30 protein-coding genes and 2 pseudogenes are annotated in these 25,293 nt (G+C 33.5%); 8 read left to right on the forward strand and 24 right to left on the reverse strand.

Going from position 1 to position 25,293, the window contains the following annotated elements; genetic code table 11:
• Nucleotides 1-76: 76 nt before the first annotated feature.
• Nucleotides 77-934, forward strand: coding sequence for a glycine betaine ABC transporter substrate-binding protein (locus KPL75_RS00450; protein WP_071746155.1), 858 nt, complete (start codon nt 77-79; stop codon nt 932-934).
• Between the two features lie 46 nt (nt 935-980).
• Here KPL75_RS00450 and clpP read toward each other — a convergent pair whose 3' ends face one another.
• Nucleotides 981-1,562, reverse strand: a complete 582-nt coding sequence (gene clpP, locus KPL75_RS00455) for an ATP-dependent Clp endopeptidase proteolytic subunit ClpP (protein ID WP_071746156.1) — start codon at nt 1,560-1,562, stop codon at nt 981-983.
• Between the two features lie 21 nt (nt 1,563-1,583).
• Nucleotides 1,584-2,270, reverse strand: coding sequence for an RNA polymerase subunit sigma-70 (locus tag KPL75_RS00460; RefSeq protein ID WP_219918949.1), 687 nt, complete (start codon nt 2,268-2,270; stop codon nt 1,584-1,586).
• Between the two features lie 143 nt (nt 2,271-2,413).
• Here KPL75_RS00460 and KPL75_RS00465 point away from each other — a divergent pair, with 143 nt between their 5' ends.
• The 3 genes from KPL75_RS00465 to KPL75_RS00475 all read left to right on the forward strand — a co-directional run bounded on the left by KPL75_RS00465 (nt 2,414) and on the right by KPL75_RS00475 (nt 3,941).
• Nucleotides 2,414-2,734, forward strand: coding sequence for a 2Fe-2S iron-sulfur cluster-binding protein (locus KPL75_RS00465; protein WP_071746158.1), 321 nt, complete (start codon nt 2,414-2,416; stop codon nt 2,732-2,734).
• A gap of 4 nt (nt 2,735-2,738) precedes the next feature.
• The gene (gene rpiA, locus KPL75_RS00470; protein WP_219918950.1) at nt 2,739-3,401 is read left to right on the forward strand and encodes a ribose 5-phosphate isomerase A; all 663 of its coding nucleotides are present in this window, start codon (nt 2,739-2,741) and stop codon (nt 3,399-3,401) included.
• A gap of 105 nt (nt 3,402-3,506) precedes the next feature.
• Nucleotides 3,507-3,941: a GNAT family N-acetyltransferase gene (locus KPL75_RS00475; protein WP_219918951.1), complete on the forward strand. Its 435-nt coding sequence runs from the start codon at nt 3,507-3,509 to the stop codon at nt 3,939-3,941.
• A 212-nt stretch (nt 3,942-4,153) separates the two neighbouring features.
• Here KPL75_RS00475 and KPL75_RS00480 read toward each other — a convergent pair whose 3' ends face one another.
• From KPL75_RS00480 to KPL75_RS00585, 22 genes and pseudogenes are all read right to left on the reverse strand, one after another.
• Nucleotides 4,154-5,521 (reverse strand): lytic polysaccharide monooxygenase, encoded by a 1,368-nt coding sequence (locus tag KPL75_RS00480; RefSeq protein ID WP_219918952.1) that lies wholly within the window; start codon nt 5,519-5,521, stop codon nt 4,154-4,156.
• Nucleotides 5,522-5,995: 474 nt separating this feature from the next.
• Nucleotides 5,996-6,531: pseudogene (locus KPL75_RS00485) on the reverse strand (phosphatase).
• Nucleotides 6,532-6,607: 76 nt separating this feature from the next.
• Nucleotides 6,608-7,804, reverse strand: a complete 1,197-nt coding sequence (locus KPL75_RS00490; RefSeq protein WP_219918953.1) for a macrolide family glycosyltransferase — start codon at nt 7,802-7,804, stop codon at nt 6,608-6,610.
• A gap of 92 nt (nt 7,805-7,896) precedes the next feature.
• Nucleotides 7,897-8,574, reverse strand: coding sequence for a formylglycine-generating enzyme family protein (locus KPL75_RS00495; RefSeq protein WP_002085108.1), 678 nt, complete (start codon nt 8,572-8,574; stop codon nt 7,897-7,899).
• Between the two features lie 54 nt (nt 8,575-8,628).
• Nucleotides 8,629-9,141: a DNA topology modulation protein gene (locus KPL75_RS00500; RefSeq protein WP_219918954.1), complete on the reverse strand. Its 513-nt coding sequence runs from the start codon at nt 9,139-9,141 to the stop codon at nt 8,629-8,631.
• Nucleotides 9,138-10,067, reverse strand: a complete 930-nt coding sequence (locus KPL75_RS00505; protein ID WP_219918955.1) for a phosphotransferase enzyme family protein — start codon at nt 10,065-10,067, stop codon at nt 9,138-9,140. Before KPL75_RS00505 ends, KPL75_RS00500 begins: the two co-directional genes overlap by 4 nt.
• 26 nt (nt 10,068-10,093) lie before the next feature.
• Entirely contained in the window at nt 10,094-10,480 is a 387-nt protein-coding gene (locus KPL75_RS00510) for a ribosomal maturation YjgA family protein (protein ID WP_219918956.1), read from the reverse strand.
• A gap of 81 nt (nt 10,481-10,561) precedes the next feature.
• Nucleotides 10,562-11,272, reverse strand: a complete 711-nt coding sequence (locus KPL75_RS00515) for a class I SAM-dependent methyltransferase (RefSeq protein WP_219918957.1) — start codon at nt 11,270-11,272, stop codon at nt 10,562-10,564.
• Nucleotides 11,273-11,293: 21 nt separating this feature from the next.
• Nucleotides 11,294-11,647 (reverse strand): MmcQ/YjbR family DNA-binding protein, encoded by a 354-nt coding sequence (locus KPL75_RS00520; protein WP_219918958.1) that lies wholly within the window; start codon nt 11,645-11,647, stop codon nt 11,294-11,296.
• Nucleotides 11,648-11,661: 14 nt separating this feature from the next.
• The gene (locus KPL75_RS00525; RefSeq protein ID WP_219918959.1) at nt 11,662-12,066 is read right to left on the reverse strand and encodes a GNAT family N-acetyltransferase; all 405 of its coding nucleotides are present in this window, start codon (nt 12,064-12,066) and stop codon (nt 11,662-11,664) included.
• 36 nt (nt 12,067-12,102) lie between these two features.
• Nucleotides 12,103-12,519: a GNAT family N-acetyltransferase gene (locus KPL75_RS00530; RefSeq protein WP_033734050.1), complete on the reverse strand. Its 417-nt coding sequence runs from the start codon at nt 12,517-12,519 to the stop codon at nt 12,103-12,105.
• A gap of 34 nt (nt 12,520-12,553) precedes the next feature.
• Nucleotides 12,554-12,925: a hypothetical protein gene (locus tag KPL75_RS00535; RefSeq protein WP_219918960.1), complete on the reverse strand. Its 372-nt coding sequence runs from the start codon at nt 12,923-12,925 to the stop codon at nt 12,554-12,556.
• Nucleotides 12,922-13,698: a serine hydrolase gene (locus KPL75_RS00540; RefSeq protein ID WP_219921046.1), complete on the reverse strand. Its 777-nt coding sequence runs from the start codon at nt 13,696-13,698 to the stop codon at nt 12,922-12,924. The genes KPL75_RS00535 and KPL75_RS00540 overlap by 4 nt, the downstream gene beginning before the upstream one ends.
• A 156-nt stretch (nt 13,699-13,854) precedes the next feature.
• Nucleotides 13,855-14,367 (reverse strand): GNAT family N-acetyltransferase, encoded by a 513-nt coding sequence (locus KPL75_RS00545; protein WP_219918961.1) that lies wholly within the window; start codon nt 14,365-14,367, stop codon nt 13,855-13,857.
• 61 nt (nt 14,368-14,428) lie between these two features.
• Nucleotides 14,429-15,436: an HAAS signaling domain-containing protein gene (locus KPL75_RS00550; RefSeq protein ID WP_219918962.1), complete on the reverse strand. Its 1,008-nt coding sequence runs from the start codon at nt 15,434-15,436 to the stop codon at nt 14,429-14,431.
• On the reverse strand, nt 15,423-15,770 hold the full coding sequence (locus KPL75_RS00555; protein ID WP_144465260.1) for a PadR family transcriptional regulator: 348 nt from the start codon (nt 15,768-15,770) through the stop codon (nt 15,423-15,425). The genes KPL75_RS00550 and KPL75_RS00555 overlap by 14 nt, the downstream gene beginning before the upstream one ends.
• A 189-nt stretch (nt 15,771-15,959) precedes the next feature.
• Entirely contained in the window at nt 15,960-16,292 is a 333-nt protein-coding gene (locus KPL75_RS00560; RefSeq protein WP_219918963.1) for a DUF952 domain-containing protein, read from the reverse strand.
• Nucleotides 16,293-16,367: 75 nt separating this feature from the next.
• Nucleotides 16,368-18,437: a HelD family protein gene (locus KPL75_RS00565; protein WP_219918964.1), complete on the reverse strand. Its 2,070-nt coding sequence runs from the start codon at nt 18,435-18,437 to the stop codon at nt 16,368-16,370.
• A 117-nt stretch (nt 18,438-18,554) separates the two neighbouring features.
• Nucleotides 18,555-19,305: pseudogene (locus KPL75_RS00570) on the reverse strand (methyltransferase domain-containing protein).
• 233 nt (nt 19,306-19,538) lie between these two features.
• Nucleotides 19,539-19,919 carry a gamma-glutamylcyclotransferase family protein gene (locus KPL75_RS00575; protein WP_219918965.1) on the reverse strand — a complete coding sequence of 127 codons (381 nt, stop codon included), beginning with the start codon at nt 19,917-19,919 and terminating at the stop codon, nt 19,539-19,541.
• 27 nt (nt 19,920-19,946) lie between these two features.
• Complete coding sequence (recQ, locus tag KPL75_RS00580; protein ID WP_219918966.1) at nt 19,947-22,064, reverse strand: DNA helicase RecQ; 2,118 nt, start codon at nt 22,062-22,064, stop codon at nt 19,947-19,949.
• Between the two features lie 111 nt (nt 22,065-22,175).
• Complete coding sequence (locus KPL75_RS00585) at nt 22,176-22,343, reverse strand: hypothetical protein (protein WP_219918967.1); 168 nt, start codon at nt 22,341-22,343, stop codon at nt 22,176-22,178.
• A 184-nt stretch (nt 22,344-22,527) separates the two neighbouring features.
• Between KPL75_RS00585 and KPL75_RS00590 the strand changes: the two genes are divergently transcribed.
• The 4 genes from KPL75_RS00590 to KPL75_RS00605 all read left to right on the forward strand — a co-directional run bounded on the left by KPL75_RS00590 (nt 22,528) and on the right by KPL75_RS00605 (nt 25,212).
• Nucleotides 22,528-22,689 carry a hypothetical protein gene (locus tag KPL75_RS00590; RefSeq protein ID WP_219918968.1) on the forward strand — a complete coding sequence of 54 codons (162 nt, stop codon included), beginning with the start codon at nt 22,528-22,530 and terminating at the stop codon, nt 22,687-22,689.
• Nucleotides 22,690-23,392: 703 nt separating this feature from the next.
• A complete protein-coding gene (locus KPL75_RS00595; protein WP_219918969.1) occupies nt 23,393-24,016 on the forward strand; it encodes an acetylglutamate kinase in 624 nt (207 codons plus the stop codon).
• Nucleotides 24,017-24,266: 250 nt separating this feature from the next.
• Entirely contained in the window at nt 24,267-24,623 is a 357-nt protein-coding gene (locus tag KPL75_RS00600) for a hypothetical protein (protein ID WP_000606233.1), read from the forward strand.
• Between the two features lie 136 nt (nt 24,624-24,759).
• On the forward strand, nt 24,760-25,212 hold the full coding sequence (locus KPL75_RS00605; protein ID WP_219918970.1) for a hypothetical protein: 453 nt from the start codon (nt 24,760-24,762) through the stop codon (nt 25,210-25,212).
• The last annotated feature ends 81 nt before the right edge of the window (nt 25,213-25,293 follow it).

The raw sequence follows: 25,293 nt of genomic DNA on the forward strand, positions 1-25,293 counted from the left end.
TTTCGTTTCCGTTCATAATAAGAATGCTTACTTATACATTTATTTAAAGAGGCAAACGTTTCTTAGGAGGGTTTCAATGAAAAAGAAAATATGGCTTATATGCCTTGCATTATTTATTACTATGATTTTCACTTCATGTAATGCAACAAATGCAAATTCGAAAGGAAAAATTAAACTTGGTGTAACAAGTTGGAAAGAAAATATTGCAACTGCAAACATGTGGAAAGTTTTATTAGAAGAAAAAGGCTATAAAGTTGAGCTCATGTATTTAGAAAAAGCTGCGATTTGGACTGGTGTTGCTCGTGGTGATGTCGATGCAAATTTAGAAGTATGGCTGCCTGTTACGGATAAACCGCTAAATGCTCGTTATAAAGATGATATTGTCTTAAAATCAAAATGGTATGAAGGCACTGGACTAGGTTTAGTCGTCCCTTCTTATATGAAAAACATAAACAGCATAGAAGATTTAAACGCACATAAAGATGAGCTAGATAATAAAATTGTTGGGATTGAACCAGGTAGTAGCCTTATGAATTTAACGGATAAAGCAATGAAGGCATATGATATAAAATTAAAACTTGTCCAATCTTCAGAAGCTGCGATGATGAGCGAACTAAAGAAGGCATATACGAAAAAGAAACCAATCGCTGTTACGCTTTGGAATCCGCATTGGGGTTTTTCAGAATTTGACTTGAAATATTTGAAAGACCCTAAGAAAGTATATGGTGAAAAAGATGACATTTATTACTCCGTTCGCAAAGGTTTCGAAAAAGATCATCCGGATATTGTGAAATACTTTGATCAATGGAAAATGAACGATGAACAACTAGGTACTTTAATGGTCATGCTAAATAAAACGAAAGATCCGGAAGAAGCCGCGCGAAAATGGATTAAAAAAAATCAAGCTTTAGTTGATGAATGGGTAAAAGAATGACAAAAACAGGCTAGAGAATTTATCATATTCTCTAGCCTGTTTCAGGTTATTTTTTCTCAATAACTGCATCAACAATTCCATATTCCTTCGCTTCTACTGCCGTCATAAAATAATCTCTTTCTGTATCATGAGCTACCTTTTCTACTGGTTGCCCTGTTCGATCAGATATGATTTTGTTAATATCATGTTTTAACTTTAATATTCTTTTTGCTGTAATTTCAATCTCCGTTGCTTGCCCTTTTACACCGCCGAGAGGTTGATGAATCATGATTTCACTGTTAGGGAGCGCAAATCTTTTTCCCTTTGCGCCAGCTAATAGTAAAAGCGCACCAAATGATGCCGCAAAACCCATACAAAGTGTTTGCACATCTGGTTTAATAAGGTTCATCGTATCTAATATTGCAAATCCTGCTGTCGTTGAACCGCCTGGACTATTGATATACAGGAATATATCTTTTTCTGCATCTTCCGCTTCTAAAAATAATAATTGTGCTACTACACTGCTCGCAACCTGATCATTAATCTCTGAACCGATCATAATAATTCGGTCTTTTAATAACCTTGAATATATATCATAGGAACGTTCACCTAATTTTGTTTGTTCTACAACGTATGGAATTGTATTCATTTTTAATCCCTCCAATAATTGTTATGCTACGCACAGCATACAACTGTAGGAAGAAGGGTTTTTCGCACTAAATAATAAGACTGGCTGTTTAGATGGTAACTTAGTAAAATCTATTGTTGGAAGAAGCTTTGTTAATAATTCCGGCCTTTCTTCACGAATAGACGATACAACAATTTCAATATCATCTGTGAATTCGACTATTTCAAACCCTTCTTCGCTTACAGTTTTCAGCCTATTTCTACTCCGAAATAAAGAGGCTTTCACTGCACCTTCCGATACAGAACATACTTTAGCAATATCAGCGATACTATATTGAAACACATCTTTTAATAATAAAATTGCGGATTGCTGTACATTTAATGAAGATAGTACTTTCATTACCATTTCATGCAAATCAGCAATTTTCTCATGTAGTTCTTCAACAATAATTTGTTCCTTTATTTTTTCATGAACTGATTTCGACTTCATCTGGTCTAACCAACGATTTCTAGCTATTTTATATAGCAGCGTCATACAAATATCTTTATTACCGTATTTATGAAGAACTTTACAAACTGTTTCTTGGACGAGATCTTCACCGTCCCATTTGTTTTTCGTTAAAAAGGTACAATACCTTTTTAACTCTGCATAGTTCTCAGTTAAAAAATTTATATTTGAATGATTCATATCGATATGATTCTTTAAAATCTGAGTTACTTTTGTGCACAAAATAACCACTCCTTTTCAGCGCTTACTTAATAAACGATCGATTAAACGAAAAAGTTACGGGACTTATAAAAAAATAATGTTTATGTTCAATAATTCGCGGTCATAAATATGTTATGTACAATTTTACGTGAGGAGGAATAAATTTGCCAAAATTAACAATTGAAGGTGCGGGAACGTTTGCTGTAAAAGAAGGTACAAAGTTAGTATTAGCAATTGAAGATAACGGTGTACACATACTCCATCGTTGTGGTGGAAAAGCACGTTGCACAACTTGTAGAGTAGAAATTATAGCAGGTGATTTTTGTGAAGCAAACACTAATGAAAAAAATGCGATGACGGAAAAAGGAATTGAAGATCATTTACGCTTATCGTGTCAAATGCGCGTACATAAAGATATAGTCGTTCGTCCGGTACTTACAGTCGAAAATTCAGGTCTTGATGCTGGACCACGTCCAGCGGAGTAAAGCGATGAATTTAAAACAGCTCGCTGGTGAATACGCTGCTAACTTTGTAAAAGATGGAATGAAGATTGGGCTTGGTACAGGTTCTACAGTATACTGGATGATACAAAAATTAGGTCAACGTGTAAAAGAAGGTTTATCCATTCAAGCTGTACCAACGTCAAAAGAAACTGAAGTATTAGCTAAACAACTAGCTATTCCTTTAATCTCTTTAAATGAAATCGACATACTCGATTTTACAATCGATGGTGCAGATGAAATCAATAATGATTTACAATTAATAAAAGGTGGCGGTGGTGCATTACTTCGCGAAAAAATTGTCGCTACCTCCTCTGAAAAGCTTATAATTATTGCAGATGAATCCAAAATCGTTTCACATTTAGGCACTTTTCCACTTCCTATTGAAATCATCCCCTTCTCTTGGAAACAAACTGAAAAGAAAGTTCAATCTATAGGATGCGAAACATGTTTACGTATGAAAGATGGTGGACCATTTATAACCGATAACGGTAATTTCATTATTGATTGTATTTTTACAAACAAAATATTGAATCCAAATGATACAAATACAGAGTTAAAGATGATTACCGGTGTAGTTGAAACAGGATTATTTATCAATATGACGAGCAAAGTGATCATCGGAACAGAAAACGGTATAAAAGAATATTAATCATTTTAAAGGCTGACTTTTTCAAGTCAGTTTTTTCTTTTATAGCATTACAGTATGATATACTATGAAAACACATTCATATCACACTAGAAAGGGCTGAACAATTTGCAATCCAAACTCATAACAGAACTTACAGATTTAGAAACTGCCTTTCATATTCGAAAAGAAGTATTTGTAAAAGAACAAGGTGTTCCTCTTGAAGATGAATTCGATACATACGACCAAATTGGCGAGACATGCAAACATATATTAGTTTATTATAATGAACTTCCTGTAGGTACAGGTCGTATACGATTTGTTGATGGAATCGGAAAATTAGAGCGCATTTGTATTTTAAAAGATTATCGTACATACGGATTAGGTAAAGTAATCATTCAAACGTTAGAAGAAATTGCTCTTAACAAAAAAGCTTCAAAGGTAAAACTACACGGGCAAACACAAGCTGAAGGATTTTATAAAAAATTAGGATATCAAACTTCTTCCGACGTATTTATGGAAGATGGAATTCCGCACATTCTTATGACGAAAGTGTTATCATAATAGAAAGGTTACTATATGATTCTACATTATGTATTCGTATAGTAACCTATCTGTAGCTTATTCGTTTGAAAGTCTCTTTGATGAATATTCTAGATTAATACAAAAAGACGACGCTGAATACGTCGTCTTTTTTATAAGCAGAAAAGTTAATTCTCAAGCTTCCTTTTTTTGCATCAAAGCCCATCATCTTTCATTTCATTTTGAGGTAAAGCTTACACTGCTTTCCATAAGGATAAAGCATAAATCCAGTTTGGATCCCCATTTCCTTGATAATTTTGTACTGCTTCATACACTTTTCCTTCATTTAGAACTCTATCACCCTTTTTATACGCTTTCTTTGCATCCCACTCTCCATATGAAGCGCTTTCAGTTTTTGTAGTAATTGTGAATATATCACTTTGTACGGATTCATTTCCAGCTACATCAACAGCTTTCACTACATATTTATAAGTCGTATTAGCGAGTAAATTTTTATCTATATAAGAAGTCGTATTGGATGTTGCAATTTTTTTCATTGATCCATCTGTTTCTCTATAAATATCGTAATGGTCTACACTAACATTATCATCAGATGGACTCCACATAAGATCCACACTTGACGCTGTTGTCCCCATACTATGTAATCCTTTTGGTTGTGTTGGTGCTTCTGCATCAGGAGCCTCAACTGTTGTTTTTACTGTAAGCGCTGTACTTTCTTTCGATAGATTGCCGGCTGCGTCAATTGCTTTTACAGTATAAGAGTATTCTGTACTTGGTTGTAATTTCTTATCAATAAAATGAGTGCCTGGTACTGTGTCAATCATCTCTCCGTTACGGAAGATTTGATACCCTTTTACTCCTACATTATCCGTAGAAGTGTTCCATGTTAGTTCTATACTATTCGCTGTTACTTTTTGCGCCTGAATTCCATTTGGAATACTTGGCGCTTCTGTGTCTGGTTTCACATTATTGATGAGATTCACATCAATTACATTATAGAACGCATTTGCTGTATCAGCTACATCCCATACAGCTAAAATCACATGGTAGCCATTACGATCCGTAGGTACATTGATTTTGTGTGCTACATTATTTGAAGCTGCGGAACCATCATGTTGTACAGTTCCAATTGGCTCAAAATCCGCTCTTGTTAGCGCTTTATTTGGATTCCAGCCTATTTTAGTAATGTAATAGTGCCATTTGCTTGTTAAATGTGGCGCTGTAAACTTCCAAGTAAACGTATTTTCTCCGCCAGTGATTGTATTTTTAAACCAACGATCTGCTGTTTGTTGATCCAAAATACCACCAAATTTTCCGCCTGCAGAAGCGATTTGTCCATCAACTGGGCCAGCTTGCGGGAATCCTTTTGGTGCTTCTAAGCTTTGTGGTTCATACATAACACTTCCACAGTTTACATTTAGTGCACCATAAGTTGGACTACATAAAGCGGAACGGCTACCAGGCTTTTCAACAAAACCGTGCGCGTAAGCATTTTGAGGAATAAGTGTCGTGCCGATAATTCCAGCTGTTAATACAACAGCTCCTAGACTTTTTTTGTTCATTTTCATGTTCTGTAGATGTTTTAAAATTCGATTATTCATGTTCATGTCCCCTTCTTGTTATACTTCGTAGTGTAATGTGGGCTTTGATGTAAAAGAATAACAAGAGACAATCTTGTAGTGATGTATGCGTAAGTTATGCATACACCGTAGTAAAGAAATATTTCATTCCTTGTGATACATTTCACTTACTGAATATATCATGACATAGAAATTATCTAAACATGTGCAGAAGTTGTGCAGAAACAGTGAATTTATTACTAACACATATAACTACATCTTAAAATTATAAAGTAAAAGTGCGCAATAGAAATTATAAATCTTGTAAAAAAAAGGCCATATAAAGGCATTTTGTATAAGCGGATGGATTGCACCAAGTCTTCTCGAAATACTTCTTAATCAACTTGATATGCATAGCGATGTGAGATTATATTTTTTTGAAACACCCTTCCTTCTCCATATTTAATATATGTCTCTATCGGGTACGTGAGATTACTTATATTTTGTGAATAATCCCTAATGTTTCAAAATAGTTTCATAAAACTTGTCATACTCTTTATAGTATTGGATTTTTAATTTTTCTATTAAACTTGTATCTGGTGAAATAATATCAATTACGTCTGTACTTATATACAACAAATAAGTATCGTTATAAAAAGAAAGATAAGCTTGCTGACCACCATTAACGACATGCTTGCAATACTTATATACTTCATCTTCATGGACACCTTTAATTGTAGTAAATATGATTGTACTTTCAAGATCATCAACGTCTACTTGCGTTTCTGTCTAATTTTTAATTTTTATGAACCTTCCGATTTTCGTTTTTTCATTTACTCTCTTACTTTTACCATATGTTATATACCGGAAATAAATGAAACATCAATTGTATCAGGACTTTTAAAAAGTTCAGTCAAAATCCCTCTTAATCCTCTCAAATTACCCTCAAATAATTCTATATCGAATCTAATTCTATTTTTCGCCTCCACTTGAAAAAATGGTGTAGCTGTCATATCAGCAAAATTTACATCTAGTATTTTCATTCTTTCCATTTCATCAATTCTTCGCTTCATATAACATAAAAGTGTCTATATCATTTAATATAGACACCCTTTCACATGTATAGTTTTAATAACGACCTGTAAATTTAAAAATTTCATCAACTGCTTGCTTATAACCACCTGTTTTCCGGAAAGATTCCTTCATATTCAAAGCTGCTTCCTTAAACGATAAATCATTTAACACTAACTCTACACTTTCACTTAGTTGATCCGCAGTTAATCCTTGCATTTGCAATGTAACTCCCGCTCCAAGATCTGCTACTTGCTTTGCAATTACTGGCTGGTCCGCACTTTGCGGAATTACAATGAGCGGAACTCCGTTATATAAGCCTTCATGTGTGCTATTCATTCCTCCATGTGTAATAAATACTTTTGTATATGTAAGCAATTCAGTTTGCGGAACATAATTTTTCACAATGAAGTTTTTAGGAATCTCCCCCAAATCACTTATTTGCGTTTTACTCCCAATAGCCATTACAATTGTATGCTCACTATTTTCGAATGCTTTAAAACAAAGTTTATAAAAATCAATTGCTTCATTAAAAACAGTACCTAATGAAATATAAATCGGGCTCTTCTCTTTCATTAAATTAAAATCAAAATTATCTTTTACTATTGGTGTAGAAATAGATGGTCCTACAAATTTAAATGTTTCATCAAACATATCCCCAAAAGGTTGGAACTTCTTAATTGTATACACAATAGTAAGTGGTGCTGGATTACAAAAAACTTCATACGGTGATGCTATTTCTACACCATATTTTTTTGCAATTCCTTTTGTTAAGTATTGAAAATCATCATTTATTTTATCATGAACTTCCGCTGGGATATTTTCCGAAAGATGTTCTAGCATTCTTGTAAACGATTTTTCATCCTGTGCAAAAGATGTACACGAATTAATTGCTGGAAGCTTTAGAATTTGAGCAATTAAATGGCCCGAGCCAAACATAGAATCATGAATAATGTAATCAAAATGTTCACCTTCTATTTGTTCTAGAACGCTAGGTATTACAACTTCCGCTGTATGTAAAAGACCATTTATTCTTTCTGGTAAATAATTTCGGCCACCGGAAAGAAAAGCTTGTAAAAATTTTTGATCATCAATTGTTCGTACGGTAGCACCTGTCTTCTCAATACGCTCCCTGAAGGCTTCTATTGAAAAACAAACGACCTCTTCATCGCGGGAAATCAGTTCCTCCAAAACTTTCAATGTTGGATTTATATGTCCTTCTGATCCAGCGTTAATGAATAAAACTCTAGCCATTAAATACACTCCTTACGTTAAATCATTTCTATGTTGTTTAGAGTATGGATACCCTCCATACTCCTTTCTTTGTTATTTGTATCATTTTCCTGCTAAATGGACCTAGCAAGCCTAAAACCAAGATCATCTATATGAAATGTAGGATGGCTACGACGGCGACAAGTAGAACCGCAACCTCTAGCTGCTTCAGCCCAACTACCGCCACGAAAAACTCGGTATGATCCGTACACTTTTTCATCATACAAATCATAGCACCATTCCCAAACGTTCCCTAACATATCGTAAAGTTCCCATGCATTCGGTTCCTTTTTACCAACGTCATGAATTAGTCCACTTGAATTTTCATTATACCATGCTATTTTTTGAAGTTCCCCATACGTATATCCCGTTGTACCTGCTTTGCATGTATATTGCCACTCTGCCTCAGATGGTAATCGGTAACCGCTTGACTCTAAATTACAACTAACTTTTTGGCCGTCATCACTAATAGAATAATACTCTGTTAATCCCGCTTTTTTAGAAAGTAAATTACAAAAAGCGATTGCATCATTCCATGAAATATTTACAACTGGTTTATGCTTATCTTTATTATTATTTGGTGTACTATTTGTAATAGCATAATATATTTCCATTGTTACAGCATACTTTGCAAGAAGAAATGGTTTAATTTGAACTTGCCATTCTTTTTTTATACGATCATCTCTTAATGTTACTTCTCCTGCTGGAATTTTCACCATATAAGAATCAATCGAGCGAATGATTTCATTCAATGTTATCCCCTCCATTTTAAAATGGAACAAAATTTACTCTTTGGGTGCATAAGTTTATACTTGCTGCACTTCTTTTAAAAATCGCTTAACTTCATTTGAAGATTTTAAAATAATAATTTCTTTATCCTGACTTAATTGATTTAGTCTTTTGAAAATTGAAGGTCTTTTCGTCTTAGGATACTCCCATATCCACTTGAAGAATTGTAAGTCAAACCTTTCTTCACACCCAGCCCCCATATCCGGTCTTGTTTTATTTCGATATTGTACAATTCTTTTAAAAGCGCGATAAACACAAATCGTTCTATGAATATCAAGGAAGATAATTGTGTCAGCTGCATTCAGTCTTATATCCATTGTTCCGCCATAATTCCCATCAATAATCCAATTCTCATCTTGAATTAAGTTATTTTGAACTATTCTTTGCTCCTCTTTCGGAACACCTTCCCAATTCGGTTTCCAAAATAATACATCAAGATGATGCACCTTAATATTTAGTTTATTTCCTAACTGCTTAGCTAATGTAGATTTTCCTGAACCGCCAGAACCTATTAATATTATTTTTTTCATATTAGTATGGTCCTTTCTATAGATTCTTCAATATCTTTCTTATTAGCAAAAATCCAGAAGAACATTTCTTCATTCACCTTTAATAAATCTGATAACCGAACAAAATAAGTAATAAATATAACTTGAATAGAAAGCATGACATACCAAATGGATTGTAGTTCTTCCCTCGTTAAAATATTTTGCTTATAATACCCTTCAAAGATTTTGCTTACGATTTGAAACCATTTCCCTCTTAGGGTTTCATCACTATATAACTCACTCAAAATACTCGTACAACAATAGCATAAATCGAATACTCTTACATTGCTTTCTAAAAGCTCAAAATCTATAAACCCTTGAAATTCATTTTCTTGAAAGATAACATTCGATAAGTGCATATCACGATGAATAATTTGTTTCGGTAATGAGTGCACCGTTTCCTTGAAAGCTGTATGTATTTGATCCATTTTTCGAATCACATCCTGATGAACATGCTCATGCTTTTCTAAAATCGGTAAAGCCCATTTATATACCACCTTATATAAATCTCTATTTATTAACTCGTTAGCACTATTCACCGAATTAAGTGCTTGATGCAGATTAGCTATTTCTTCTCCAATTATGCTGGCTAACCCTATGAGTTTGTCCGTATCTTTTATTTCTAAAACATTTCCGGCAACATACTCATATAAGCAATAATATTTCTCTTTATATAATACATACTTTTTATCACTTTCGGTTTTTACTACTCTTTGTACCTTAACTCCTTTTTCATACAGCTGCTCCAATATATTGAGTTCAACTAGAAGCTGCTTTATCGATCCCTTTTCCTTTAAAATATACGCTTTATTATTACACGTAACCTTCGTGACTTTCGATTGAATTACTGTGGCCGTTACATGTTCATTTTGAAACCAAAACTTAGCAATTTCTAATATATCCTCCATATACAAATACCCCTTTTAAAATTCACTTATTTCTTCCGTAAAATAAATTCACAAAGCACTCCTACTCCCACACCAATTGTATAAGCAACTAAATCACTCCACAAAAATCCGTAACCTAATACGAGTCCACCTATAGTCGTTGCACGAATATTATCAATCCAAGATGCATGGTACAATTGGCTAATTTCAATCCCGTAGCAAAATATCAAACTAATAAAAGCTAATTTCTTCGTTTCTATTTTAGGAAATAAGAAACCAAATCCCGTGAAAATCATTAGCGCCCATAAAGCATCACCTAAGTAATCATTTAATAAATCAGGTAACGCAAAAGCAAACTTTCTTGAACTAAGACCTAAAATAATAACAACTATAGTAAACATTGCATATAGTAATCTATTTCGTTTCGTATTCATTTCAAAATCTCCTAATATATAATGTAAAACTGCAAATAGCTAGTAAAATATAATCATTTTACTAGCTATTTATATACGATTTCACTTTGTATTCTTCGCTTTTATAATAAGGAAATGCGGGTTAGTGTTTAAATAATAATATGATTTTCCATCTACTTCCTTCATCTTTTCAATCGGTTTCGGCTCGACTAACTCTTCTAATATAAAATTACTCGTTGTTTCATTAATAATATCTTGAAGTGACCTTCTAAAGAAACTTACTTCAATTGTAATATTGGGTTTCCGCCAAGTATCTACTAACAATTGCGTTTTAAAATAATCTTCACACGGAAACTTTGTAAAATCCATAAATGGGTGATGAACGGAATACACAAATAAACCACCTGGTTTAAGGACGCGATGAAATTCTTGAAATACATTACTCCAATTTTGCAAGTAATGAAGAGTAAGCGAACTTACAATCATATCAAAAGAGTTATCTTCAAATGGTAATGTTTCTTGAAGGTCATGACAAAGAAACGTTGCTTTATCACCTGTACTTTCCTTTGCGGCTTTTACCATTTCAGAACTTACGTCAATTGCTGTAACGTTTGCTCCTTTTCCTACGAATTGAGAAGTATACCATCCAGCTGCACATCCAGCATCTAGTATTCTCTTCCCTTCTAGTTTCTTTGGAATAATCTCCATCATCGCTGGTCTTTCATAATAACTGTTATATGGATTTGCCAAATCTAGATTTTCTTTATATGTACTCGCTAATTTATCATACGTATCTTTGATCGAGTCTTTCATTACATCCACTCCTAATACATATTAACCCAATAACTCTTGCTGCTTTTTCTTTGAAAATGATTGTAGTACTAAATCATACGACCAATCTATCATCTTATTAATTTGTTCTTGTCCTACATCTTTATGTATGTACACTGTATTCCAATGCTTTTTGTTCATATGATATCCAGGAATTATTGTTTCTGGGTAATCCTCTCTTATTCTTAATGCGAGTTCTGGATCACATTTTAATGTAATTGCAGCTTTTTCACCTTCTTCATGGTTCACTATCGCAAATATTTTATTATTGAGCCTCATACATGTTGCACTCCAGCCATCCGGAGAATCTTCTGTCGCTTTTCTTTTCGATAAACAATACTCTCTCGTCGCATTCATTCTTCTGGCACCTCTTATTCTTCCACTATTTGATTACGATGCATCACAATTTGCTTCGTCGCTTTAAATTGCTGTTCACCATAAAACTTTATTAGTTTCTCTCCGCAAAATAGACTAACAATATCAATATGAGATATCTCTTCCAGTAATATTGTAAGCATATTCTCTCCAATACCTTTATTTCTTACACTTTCATGTACGACAACATCTTCTATGTACGCTCGAAAAACACCATCTGAAACGACTCTAGCAAATCCAATTAATTCATTTTCTTCCCATACTCCAATTGCTATACTATTCTTTAACATTTTTTCAATATCGATTTCTTTTCTTTCTGGCCACCAGCCGACAGAATCATAAAGCTGCTTTATTTTCCCTTCACAAATCGGTTGTTCATGTTGAAATTTATACGTGTACATTTTTCTTTCTCCTGTCAAACAGTTTACATAACATTATTATAATCTCTTTTCTAAAAAGTGCTGACTATGCCCTTTCGGGTGATCTTCAACGACACCATACTCTCGGTAGCCGTGCTTTTTATAAAATTCTGGTGCTTGGAAACTAAATGAATCTAGTAATATGAGTCTACATCCTTTTTCCTTCGCAATGTCTTCGATTTTATGTATCAGTTGACTTCCATAACCATCATGACGAACCGATTCATCAACCCATAAAAAATCGATATGAAGATGATAAAAATACATCGTTCCTGTAACGCCGCCAAAGATTTTCCCTTCCTCATCTTTCACTACAAAGCTTACTTGTTCCATCGGCTGTTTTACTTCATCTGTTAAGATGGACATATTATATTGAATTACTTTATTTTTAATGTATTCTCCTTCAGTGCGTGTACCGTTCTCTATATGTTTCATATACATTGCTTCCTTTCAACTTAGTAAGTTACATTTAATTTGTATTTCGTCTCTTTAAAATACTAATGAACACAAATCCACCATATGTAACAAAGCACGAAAAACCAATTATCCCAGGTACAGAGACATAGCCTATTCTTACATAACTTATAACTGCAAAACTAGTAATTAATATTAAAATAGATGGCCAAAATATAAGAGCCGTTTTTCTTCGTCTCTGTTTCGATGTACTTTCTTTCTCTTCAGAAACACGTGTGCCAAAAAGCAATACAATACAAATAAGAATCGCTGCAAAGTAAATTGTATCTAATGACAAAGTGTGATCGTATAGTGCAATTCCAACTTCAAGAGCAATAATCGTTACAATTAGAATAATAATTGTTGAAGTTTTTAAGTTTCGTTTCAATCGCTCACTCCTAGCATGCTTTCACTATATTTTTTGTATATGTATTTCAAAGCTGTTGTAATAGTTTCATCAACCTCTATATTATGAACTCGCTCGGGTAAATCTTTTCCTCCAATTACATAAAGAAACGGGAGTTCATTAAACATTCCCATTATACCAATATTTATTGTAGCTGTGGGCAATCCACCTGTCATATGAGCTAAATGATAATACGGTATACTTTCATAATCACTTTGTTGTCTTACCATTCCATTAATAATTGGTTCCCATACTGCTGGTTCTGATTTATAACCTTGAAAAATATGTACTAAAAGCGAAAGAACTTGATTTAATTCTCCAACATTTTTCTCATCTCTAGCATTCTCTTGTATATAAATTTTTGAAAAGTACGTTTGGGCATTTATTTTCACAGCATCCCATCCACCGCAGTGCTTTACAACCGAGTGAGCAATATAACTGTCGTGACAAGCTATCATCACTTCTACTGCTTTACTAAGTGTTAAAGTACTTCTTCCTTGTAGATGTGGATATAACTGTGCACTATCTTCATGTGGATTAAATTTAATGTGATGAAGTATATCATTCCAATTAAATTTATTTTCCTTCACCATTTGTGCTGCTACAAATCCAATTACTACTTTGGCTGCCGATGCTAAAGGAATATATAATTCACCATTATATGAAGCAACTATACGTTCGTTTTTTGTAGAATAAATAACTACTCCTACATGACCAGATTGTATCTCTTTCATTTTTCGAATGACAGTTTCCATTTCCATTCCTCTTTTCACATCGTTATATCACCTTCTAATAATTCAATATAGAATATAAAAAACCTTTTTTGACAGGTTATATTTGTTACTACAATAAAAAGAGGTAGCATGAATTACTCCTTGCTACCTAAAAATATAAATTTCCACGAAAAACTTCTATTCTTCTATAGGATTTTCAGGCCCGTTAAGCTCCAATTGATAAAAGGCTAAATCCAGCCATCTATTAAACTTATAACCAGCTTTTTGTATTGTTCCGGCATGAACAAATCCATAATTTTGATGCAAGGCAATACTTTTCTCATTTTCCGCATCAATTCCAGCAATTAAGGTCATATATTCTCTTTCTTTTGCAAATGTGATTAATTCTTCCATCAAAGAGGACCCAATACCATTTTTTCTATATTCCTTATCAACATACACAGAATGTTCAATTGAATATTTGTAGGCAGGCCACGCTCTAAATGGGCCGAATGTCGCAAATCCTACTACTTTATTATCTAGTTCGTATACGAAAATTGGATAGCCATCAGCCTTTTTTTGTTCATACCAATCTATTCTATTTTCAAGGGTTACAGGTTTATACGCATATACAGCTGTTGTATAAAGTATTGCATCATTATAAATATCTAAAATATATGCTAAATCTTTTTTCGTTGCTTCCCTTATCATTGTTTTCTTCCTTTCATAATGGTTATCTTCTAAATGGTTTCATATTATCGGAATTTCTGATTCATTTCCACATACAAATACTAGCTTTTCGGAAACCATCAAATATATTAATCGCAGCGGACAACGTATAAATGATAATTCCACCGCCAACTAACCACGTTTTAAATCCCTCTGGGGAAATAGTAAACACATTTGCCACATACGTAATAAATCCTTCGTTAAATAAATGCGGATTTACTACAATTACAATGAATACTATTGTTCCAGCTACTTGAAGAATAGCATTCCCAATTGCCAATCTTTTCGTCCATTGTCCTTGTACTAACTTATAAAGTGATATACCCATTTCGAAAACGATCATAAGCAAAATAATTGGCCAATATTGAAGTAAAACATCTTGATTAAACGTTGGCGCGATAAACTTCAGTCCGTTTTCCGTACCATTATATACGCCTACAAGATGATTCGCATAAAGATACAGTGTAGCCCATATTGCTGTCCACATTAAACCTCCAAAAACTTCAAACTTCGAGATCGCCTTTTTCTTTGGTACATACGAGATATTTTTCAAATCATCAGGAGTCCATTTTTTTAAACTTGTCGTCAACGGTTGGGTACCTTTGTCTTTATCTGTTCTTTCTAAAATAGCAAATACAAGTGTCAACCAGAAAAATACATGAAGGCCTACTTCGACAATTTCCCCAATGCCTTTACCTATCAATTTTAAAATAACATCTAATACTGCTTGATCACCACTATAGCCTATAAAATTTTCTGCAACCATTGCAATGAGTGCGATAACAGCTGCAATTGGTATAATCATTTTTAATAACGTCGTATATACATCAAAATAACGTGGTCCAATTAAATGCATCGGTCTATCCAAATACCCATTAGCCAATGAGACCGGACTCCCCAATTTTTCGAGAACGCTCTTTACATCTTCCTCATTATAATCATTAGGTAACATATCCTCTATTGTCGACCGTAGCTCAAGCGTAATATCTTCACGATTTTTTTCAGGTAATCTCTTCGAAACTTCTTGGACGTACATATCAATCAAACTCATTCTCGTCCTCCTCCTTTAATAGGTTATAAAGTTCTTTCGAATCCTTTATCCATTCCTTTTTCAATTGCAAAAATATCTCTAATCCATATTCACTTAAAACATAATACTTACGAGGCCTACTCTCCGTTTTATCCCAACTACTCGTCACTAGCTCCTGCTTTTCTAATCGACGAAGTAGTGGATATAAAGTACTTTGATCAATTGTAATCCCTGATTGCTCCAATAATTGGACAAGTGAATATCCATACTGCGGCGTTCTTAATTGGCTTAAAACCGCTAATGTCAATGTCCCTCTCCTTAGCTCAGTAATTAATGAATTTAATAAAGTATCCATTTACCCACCTCATTCCCATTACTATATGTCATACAGTATATGTTTTATACTATGTATCGTACAGTATAGTTGTGACAAAAACAACCTATTTTTATAAAAATCAGAAAATAAGAAAAGCACAAACTATATAATTTGTGCTTTTCTTATTTTCTGGCAGCTCACTAACAAACTTAAATACCAATAATACTTTTAACTATGCACCTCTGGTAATATAAATTCTCCTTTTTCTTTAGAAAATGGAACAATATCTACAATCGCCTCAACATTAATTACTCCGTATACATGTGGGTATTCTTGACCGTTAGAAGCAAGTTCATATTTTATTTCTGCTTTTACCAAGGATGGATCAATTGTAAGTAATAAAACATCTTTTTCATGATTGAAATGTTTTTCAGCAACTTTTAAAGCTTGCTCTAATAATGAACAATGAATAAATCCCTCATCTTTAAGCGAGGCTTCATTAATTTCTCCAGTTGTTTTTGCGATTTCCCAATTTCTTTTTGTTATTACTTTTGTAATCATTATCATTTCTCCTATATATTTTTATAAAAAAATAAGAGGCTTTTCTATTCATTACTAGAAAAGCCTCTTGAATTTTTATCTCTTAATTAACGGAGATACTTCCCCGCTATGGAAAATCCATAAATCATGAAGTGACCTTGTACATCCGACATACAATAACTTCGCATCATGTTTTGTATTTTTGTAATGTTCCTCATCAACATCGATAAGAAGTACTGCGTCAAATTCTAAGCCTTTTGCTAAATATACAGGTACTACCGAAATACCACCTTCGTATTTACTTTGATCTGCTTCAATCACGTTAACAGTTAATCCTGCATTTGTTAACTTCTCATATATAACACGGCATTCATCGTCTGTTCTTCCAATTACCGCGATTGTTTTCACATCTTCATTTTGCAAGTGCTGTAAAGTCTTCATAATTTCAGTGAATTGATCTTCTGCATGGATTACCTTAACGTCTTCACCGCTACGGAAAACTGGTGTTGCCAGTCCCACTGGAATCTCTGCATTTTTAATTATTTCATTCGCAAATTCAATAATTTCTTTTGTAGAACGATAACTTCTCGTCAGTTCATAATAACCTGTTTCTTGGAATACTTCCTTAAAAGCATTCCAGTCTTCAATTCCTTGATAATCATAAATCGCTTGAGATAAATCACCTAATATGGTGAAAGAATTACCTAGTGTAATTTCTTTTAATACATACACTTGGAATGGTGAAAAATCTTGTGCTTCATCAATAACGACATGATGAAACTTCTGTCCGATTTCAATTCCATTTATACGATGATATATGTAAATTAAAGCTGGTAAATCTTCTACATATACTTCTTTTTTACGGCAATTCTTTTCTGTTTCTTGAACAAGTTCTTCAGGTAATACTTCGAGTATTTCTTTACTCTTCATCATCGAACTATATAGTGAAAGCGGGCTCATTTTTGGCCAAAAATTCATATATGTGTTTAATCTCTTTGTTGCTTCTTTTTTTAGTAACTTTTTCTCGTTCGTTTCTCCAAACTTTTTAAGTTCAATTTCAATCCAGCGCTTCATTCGGCCGACTAAACGTTCTCTTCTTTTCTTTAATGGATAATGTTTATATTCAACTTGCATCCATTTTTTAACGTCTTCCACTGGAATAACTGCTTTATCCCATGCCTCAAAATCTTTTGTCGGCACTAAATCTTTTTCAAATTGAATCATTCTTTCTTCAATAAACGACTTAAATTCCAGCGTGCCTTTTAATTTGCCAAGCATAACCTTTTTTTCATCGCGATTAATTGAAAAAGCTTCTTTCAATTTTTCTTCTGTCTGCTTTAGTTTCACCGAACCATCTAACGTACGTAATGCCCAATCTGGAAACGTTGTTTGACTAATATTTCCTACCCCTAACTCAGGAAGTACACTTGAAATATAGTCTAAAAACAAACTGTTTGGAGCGAATACGATCATTCTCTCCGCTTCAAGTTGTTCACGATATTCATAAATTAAAAAAGCAAGGCGATGTAAAGCGATCGTTGTTTTTCCGCTCCCTGCAACCCCTTGAATTAATAATGGTAAGTTTCTTTCCGCACGAATAATATCATTTTGCTCCGATTGTATAGTCGAAACGATATCTTTTAATTTATTATCTTTATTCTCACCTAATCGATATAGAAGAAAATCATCAGCATGCGAGACATCTTCATTTCCTTTTACATATGTATCAACAACACGTTCTAGTTCTCTCTGTCGAATGGAAATGTTTCGTTTTAAATAAACATCGCCTTCTACTAATCCGTCTGGTGAATGATAAAATGCTAATTCTTCTCCACCAGTAAATGAATAAAACATACTAGCGACAGGTGCTCGCCAATCAATGACCATCGGTTTCATCGTATCTTTATCTGAAACCCCTACTTTACCGATGTAAATCGGCATAACATCTTCTTTTCCATCCTCCTGGAAGTCTAATCTTCCAAAGTATGGCTCTTGCACACCGATACGTAAGTTTTGCCTATTAGACTCCCTCATACTTTCAAGAATTTGCTCTTTAAAATCTTCTCCATAATAAACTGGGATTTTTTCAATTTGCTCTAATTGCTCATCCATCGTACATAAAATATCTTTCATTTTCTGTAATTCTTCTTCAAATATGTTACTCATTTGATGATTCCCTCCTGTCCGTTCCAATTTTTTCAGTCGAGATACAATTGTATTAAAAATCCATTCATAAAGTCAATAGTTTAAGTAAGAATTTTCTAAAATAAAGAAGAGTAGAGATTAATCTCTACTCTTCTTTATTTTAATTCGATATGACAAACATTCATTTAAACTTGCTAGTTCTTTATATTTCCATTTTTCAAAATCAAATGCTCCGCCTGGGAAGAATCCTACAATACTTAAACCTGCTTTAGCACATAAATCACTAATCTCTTCTACTGTATAACAACGTAAAGACTGTGTCACAATCTCATTAGGTTTATTAGGATTCCACCAATGATCTAACATTCTTTCATTTATACTATCATATTCATATTTTCGCATAGCTGAACTTAATGACATTTCTTGTCCACTTACCTTTTTCCAATACAAAGGTTGATAAATATCAATAAGTGCACATCCTTCATCCTTCATCCTTCATCCAATCTTTAATCCGTTTTAGTAGAAACAATTGCTCATCATCTGTTCCTACACCAAATCCATCCAAATAACTAACCACCTCAAATTTTTCCTCAAAGTTAATTTGATAAAAATCTCCACAATAAATGGCAATATCACTACTAGAATGTTCTTTTGCAAAGGAAACCAGCTCTGATACAAGTTCAACAGTTGTCATTCTCACATGTAACTTAGACATCGCTCGTGCAAATCCACCATTCCCTGCACCAAGTTCCAACATCGTTTGAAACGGATATCCAACTTGTTCTTGCACCTCTTTAGCAACCTGCTCTATCCAGCTTTCTGTATTTACATCATAATTCGACAGTTCAAATTGTTTTTTGTAAAATTCCTTCACATTTAATTCGTTCATTATTATTCTCCTCCTGTAATAGTTTTTTCTACTACAGGTTAGAAACTAAATTTCTGATACCCATTAAAAATCCCCCTTATTTATCGCCTACATTTCTATATTACCAAATTAAACAGAATATTCAAACGTAATTTATTCTCTATTGGTTTGAGAATTTCAACTGAAAACAAAATAAATAGCAGATAATGAATTATTCCATTATCTGCTTACCAATTTATCCTTAGCTGCTTTTATTATACTTTTTTGTACACGAGCCAATCCCCAGAATCAATAACTTTCTTTAACATCTTTTTATCCTGAGCAACATACACATACGCATGTATTTCTTTATCAGTAAAATATACTGTTTGCGTTATCCGGTCATATAAATCACTCTCTGCATTACCTGTATATTCTTCAAGCTCATCTAATTTTTGTAGAACATCACTATTTACTTCATAAACTTCCCCATATACTTTTTCCTCGTTTGAACAAACCATTGCAGGATACCCTTCGTTTGTATCAAATAATTTGCCATACGTCCATGCTCCGTCTGCGATGCATGTTGCACCTCGCATATAATGAGCATTCGTTTGCTCTTTTCTTAACGTGCCATACACGAAAACATGATACATATATCCCTATCCCCTTTTTATTGCTCTCTACTTTCTAATTTGTAAATATGCCCGAATCATAAAGTAACTCACTTCACCTGGAAGCTGTTCTTTAATAGATTTCAAACCACCTTCTGCATTTTGTACGGCAGTTTCAATAAGAGCTTCATACTCTGTTGGAACAAAGCTTTGCCACTCTACTTCCATACCATCTTCAAAAGAGCGGATTAAGTGGTTTTCAATCGTTTGTCTTGATAGACCTCTATCTTTCGCAATCTCATTTAGATCAATGCCTTGTTTATACATTTCATACGTTTCTATATGAGAATTCGCTGAAGCTTTTCCTGATTTTTTACGCTCTGAAACAACTTCTGTCTTAATTGTTTCAGCATAGTTTGGATTATCCTCAATGAAGTGCTGAACTGCTTGTAAGAAGTGAGACCCGTACTTCACAAGCTTGTGTTCTCCGATTCCTTTTACAGTTAGGAGTTCGGAGTCACTTTGTGGCATTTTTGCACACATATCTTTTAACGTTTGGTCAGAGAAAATAACAAACGGTGGTACACCTTCTCCTTGCGCAATTTCTTTACGCACTTCACGAAGCACTTCAAATAAAGGATGGTCTTGAACAATTTGTCTCGTTTCTACTCGTTCTTTGCGTAAAACATTCACTTTACCAAGTAGTGCTTCTTTCCCTTTTTCCGTTACTTTTAATGTCGGATATGTACCATGTTCAACTGCAATCAACTCGTCTGAAATTAAAAACTCAATAAACTCATTGACTTCTTTTACACTACGGTTTGATAAAAGACCATACGTTGGCAAAGTATGAAAATTAAATTCAATGACTTTCTTATTTTTCGATCCAGTTAATACTTGTGCAATCATTTGTTTTCCGAATCGTTGGTTTGTCCTGATCATACAAGATAGAACCATTTGTGATTCTCTCGTTACATCAATACTTTCACGGTCGTCCGTACAATTACCACAACGGCCGCAATCTTCCTTCGGCTCTTCTCCAAAGTATTGCAAAATAAATGATTGTAAACATTGTTCTGTATGACAGTAATCGGTCATATTTTGCAATTTTTCTAGTTCATTTGAAAAACGTGATTCTCCAGTTGATTGATCAATTAAAAAGCGTTGCACTTGCACATCTTGAGAAGAATATAACAAAATACATTCACTATCTAACCCATCACGACCAGCACGTCCCGCCTCTTGATAGTAACTTTCCATATTTTTCGGAAGTTGATAATGAATAACGTAGCGAATATTCGATTTATCAATCCCCATCCCGAACGCAGATGTCGCTACCATCACACTGATTTCATCTCGTAAAAAGAGTTCTTGCTGTTCATTTCGATCGTGATCGCTCATACCTGCATGATATTTCGATACCGAAACTCCTGCTTTCCCTAGATCTTCATATAACTGATCGACTACTTTTCTTGTAGCTGCATATATAATCCCAGATTCCTTCTGATTTTGACGAATATAATCTGCTAAATACGCATTACGATCCTGTCCTTTAATTACTGAAAATGATAAGTTCTCGCGCTCGAACGTTGTCATAATTGTATTTTCTTGATTAATTTCAAGCGTGCTACAAATATCATCACGTACTTGTGGTGTTGCCGTTGCCGTTAAAGCTAAAACGAGCGGTTTTTCTGGAAGATAATCTAATATGCGATGTATATGCAAATAACTTGGACGGAAATCATGACCCCACTGCGAAATACAGTGCGCCTCATCAATCGCAATCATTGGAATTTTCATATCGATAAGTTGGTCAACAAACTCCATAGAATCAAGACGCTCAGGCGCCACGTAAAGCAATTTGTAATGTCCTTGTTTCGCCAATTGAATTCGTTGATTCGCTTCTGTAATAGAAATAGAACTATTAATATATGTAGCGGAAATACCGTTTTGTATTAATGTATCTACTTGATCTTTCATAAGTGAAATCAAAGGTGATATAACTAATGTCGTTCCTTCGAATACTAATGCGGGAATTTGATAGCAAATTGACTTACCACCGCCCGTTGGCATAATACAAACTGTATCTTTCCCATCTAATACATTTTTAATTGTTTCATCTTGTCCTCTTCGGAATGACGAATAACCGAAATAAGACGCTAAAAGTTCTTGTGCTTTTGTAAACAAAAAAGAGTCACCTGCTTTTCTTTATCTTTCATCTATTCCTATTATATCATCACTTTTGCGTCATGAAAGTGCTGAATGACAGAGTTATATAATCTATCCTCAAACTGATTCTCACCATCCTTTTGCATGATCACGTACAATTGTTAATAATTCTTGTAAAGCTGGGGAAATCCACTTGTTTTTGTGATATGCGATTTGTGAGGTTTTCGCTGCATACAAACTAATACCTGAACTCTTTAACAAAGTACTCTCTTTAAACTTAATAGCATGCTTTTTCATTATTCTAAGCTTCTCTTCATTTTGGATATTAATTAATATCGCTGTTTTAAGTTACTTTCTATGCTTTACAACATTTAAAACACAAATCTAGTACCCATAAAGAAAGAATTTCAATATATATTCATTTTATTTACCTTCATAGAATATTACTAATCGTATACATGTGAATTTAGGAGGTTAAATTATGAAACGTAGTTACAATAGTTCTATCAAGCCTAAAGAGTCAAATGAAAAACTCCAATTTTCTAATAATGATGCGTGGAAATATGAATCATTTTATAAGTATCAACCCTTAGTTTCATATAGAAAGCTTTTTAATTTCCTTTCTCAAATCTTTAGACGTTAATACATGTGCCAAAAATATATCATTCATACAAATTTTCTCAACATAAAACGTATAGACTTACTACATTACAGTTGTTACCTTATATTATAATCTGTTGGATAAATCCCTTATGTTGACCTGTTTAAATTAGCAGGTCTTTTTTATAATTGTATATTGCAATGTATTCCATTCTGACTTACAAGTTTCTCCTCCATTTTAGAACCCTATTCCGCTCTCCACAAATGATAATAATTCCAAAAAGTAAAATATAAATCAGTTACATTCATACAAGCAATTCATTTTTTCTCAATACACAAAGTGAATTTCCTTTGTTACTATAAAAGTACTCCAGATGAGTTTTTGCTCATCAACATTATCTAGTTAAAGGGATCTGCCGCGGGAGGCAGATCCCTTTAACTTTATTAAAAAGCACCCTTCTCATTTGGACACATTTACCAGGTTATTTTGAAAGAATTTTATGTTAATATTACGTAGTCGAGTCCGACATCTCGGCAATACCCTTTAGAGGTCCTGCAATTTCCCTTGCAGGACCTCTATTAATTTAAAATTCTTTTGATTCATATATATCATAATCATGTTTTTATTCCCCTTCAACCTTCAGCTTTCTCCTTTTCCAACTCTCAAAAAAACTCTTGGACACGTAACTTAAAAATAACGTTTATCATATTGTGAAGTATACATGTTCAAAGGAGTGTAACTATTTATGTATACTTATTGGCAATCATATTACTCCCCTTACCACATCACTAATGCCAGCTTTGATTCATTCGTACGAAGTTACCGGATTAGTAAAAACGAAAATTTTTTAAAAGGATATATGCGTTCTTTATGGGAACAACACGTCGCTTGGACACGATTAGCTATTATAAGTATCATCTTTAATTTACCAGACGTAAACGCTACTGTTGGACGTCTTCTACAAAACGCAATTCACATGGGACTTTCACTTGAACCATTCTATGGTGAAGATGCAGTGAAAAAATATAGTGCATTAATTAAGGATCACTTAACAATCGCTGCTGATCTTGTTAAAGCCGCAAAAGCTGGCGATCAAAATGCCGCTTCATCTATAGAAAAAAAATGGTATTCTAATGCCGACGAAATTGTTGAGTTTCTAAACAGTATCAATCCATATATAGAAAAAGAAGAATTTCGAAAAATGTTTTATGAACATTTAGCGCTTACGAAAGCGGAAGCACTTGCCTTCCTAAATAAAGATTATGAGGCAAGCATAAAACTGTACGATAAAATTGAAAAAGAAGCATTAGAAATGGCTGATACTATAACAGATGCAATCGTAAAACAATTTCCGCAAGTATTTCAATAAAGTGAAATTTTAATCAGTGGGTATTTTGTCCATCCTAACTAATTATTAGCCCACACCAATCGGACTTTTACGAACAGTTAATCTCCCGCCTAACTTCTCTGGTTAAGCCGAATATGTGTGATAAAAATAAGCCGATTTCAAAAAAATCGGCTTATTTAGCTTTCTATCAATCATATTTCACCTCTCCTCTTTACATTTAACGTATATCGATATATTTTATTAATATCCGTTTTTTATAGGAGGAAATAGTTTGATTAACGCCATTGGTCTCGTATTTATACTCACAAATAAACACGAGAAAAAGAAGAAAGTGTATCTGAATGAAAAATTCGCATTAATAGACATTATTGATTCTAAAGAAGTATTTGATGATGAAGGAAACTCATTAGTAGAACTAACATGTAAATACAGTATATATTTAGACGAAAAATACTACTGTAAATCTCTCGATGATTATACTGGACAAGTATTCCCCTTCTTAAGTGCTAAAATAGGAAAAGGACTTCTTAGAAACTTAAATTATTATTTTTCTTACGTTGATGCCTATGATAAAAAACCACCTGTTAAAGAAATAAGACCGCTTATGAAACAAGTAACTAACAGATAACAATAATTATTCAAACAGAAAGCATCTAATTTTTGATGTTTTCTTTTTTGAATCAAGAACTCGTTACCTTTCATCCTCTTCTAAATGTATGTACCCAGGCATAATTTAAATTAAAAACATTGGAGGATTAGACCGAATGAAATACTCAGAAACAATTGTTAGTAAACGGCTTCGAACACTAAAAATGGCTGGTATGTTTTTCATGCTAGTTTTAATCGCATGGCTTGGATATACAAAATTACTTTATGAAAACGGATTTCTTCAAGAAAAGAAAAATTCAGTTGAAGTCATGAATACTAGCATTACAGGAGAAATTGAAAACACTTTTCATGTAAACTTACAAGGTTATCGTAAAACGAGCCTTGATATCGTAATAGATGCAAGTAAAACCGATCCGAGCGAACTATCATTAATTGAGCTCATCAATAAATCTTGTTCACAAGATTGCACAAGTGAGCCTTCAACTTACGTTAAATCAAACCACGGATACATCTTTTATACAGAATCTAATGGTACGAATGTAGCTTTAAAAATAATAAAACAAGATTCATGGGGAATTGAAAAGAAATCCGTTCAAAAAGGAATTTAAAAGGTTCATACAAAAAAGAGTACTTTACTTCAAAGTACTCTTTCAAAGAAAATTACCACTTACGGCATTTGTCATCATCGT

The organism is Bacillus sp. NP247 (assembly GCF_018966865.1).
Taxonomy (GTDB): domain Bacteria; phylum Bacillota; class Bacilli; order Bacillales; family Bacillaceae_G; genus Bacillus_A.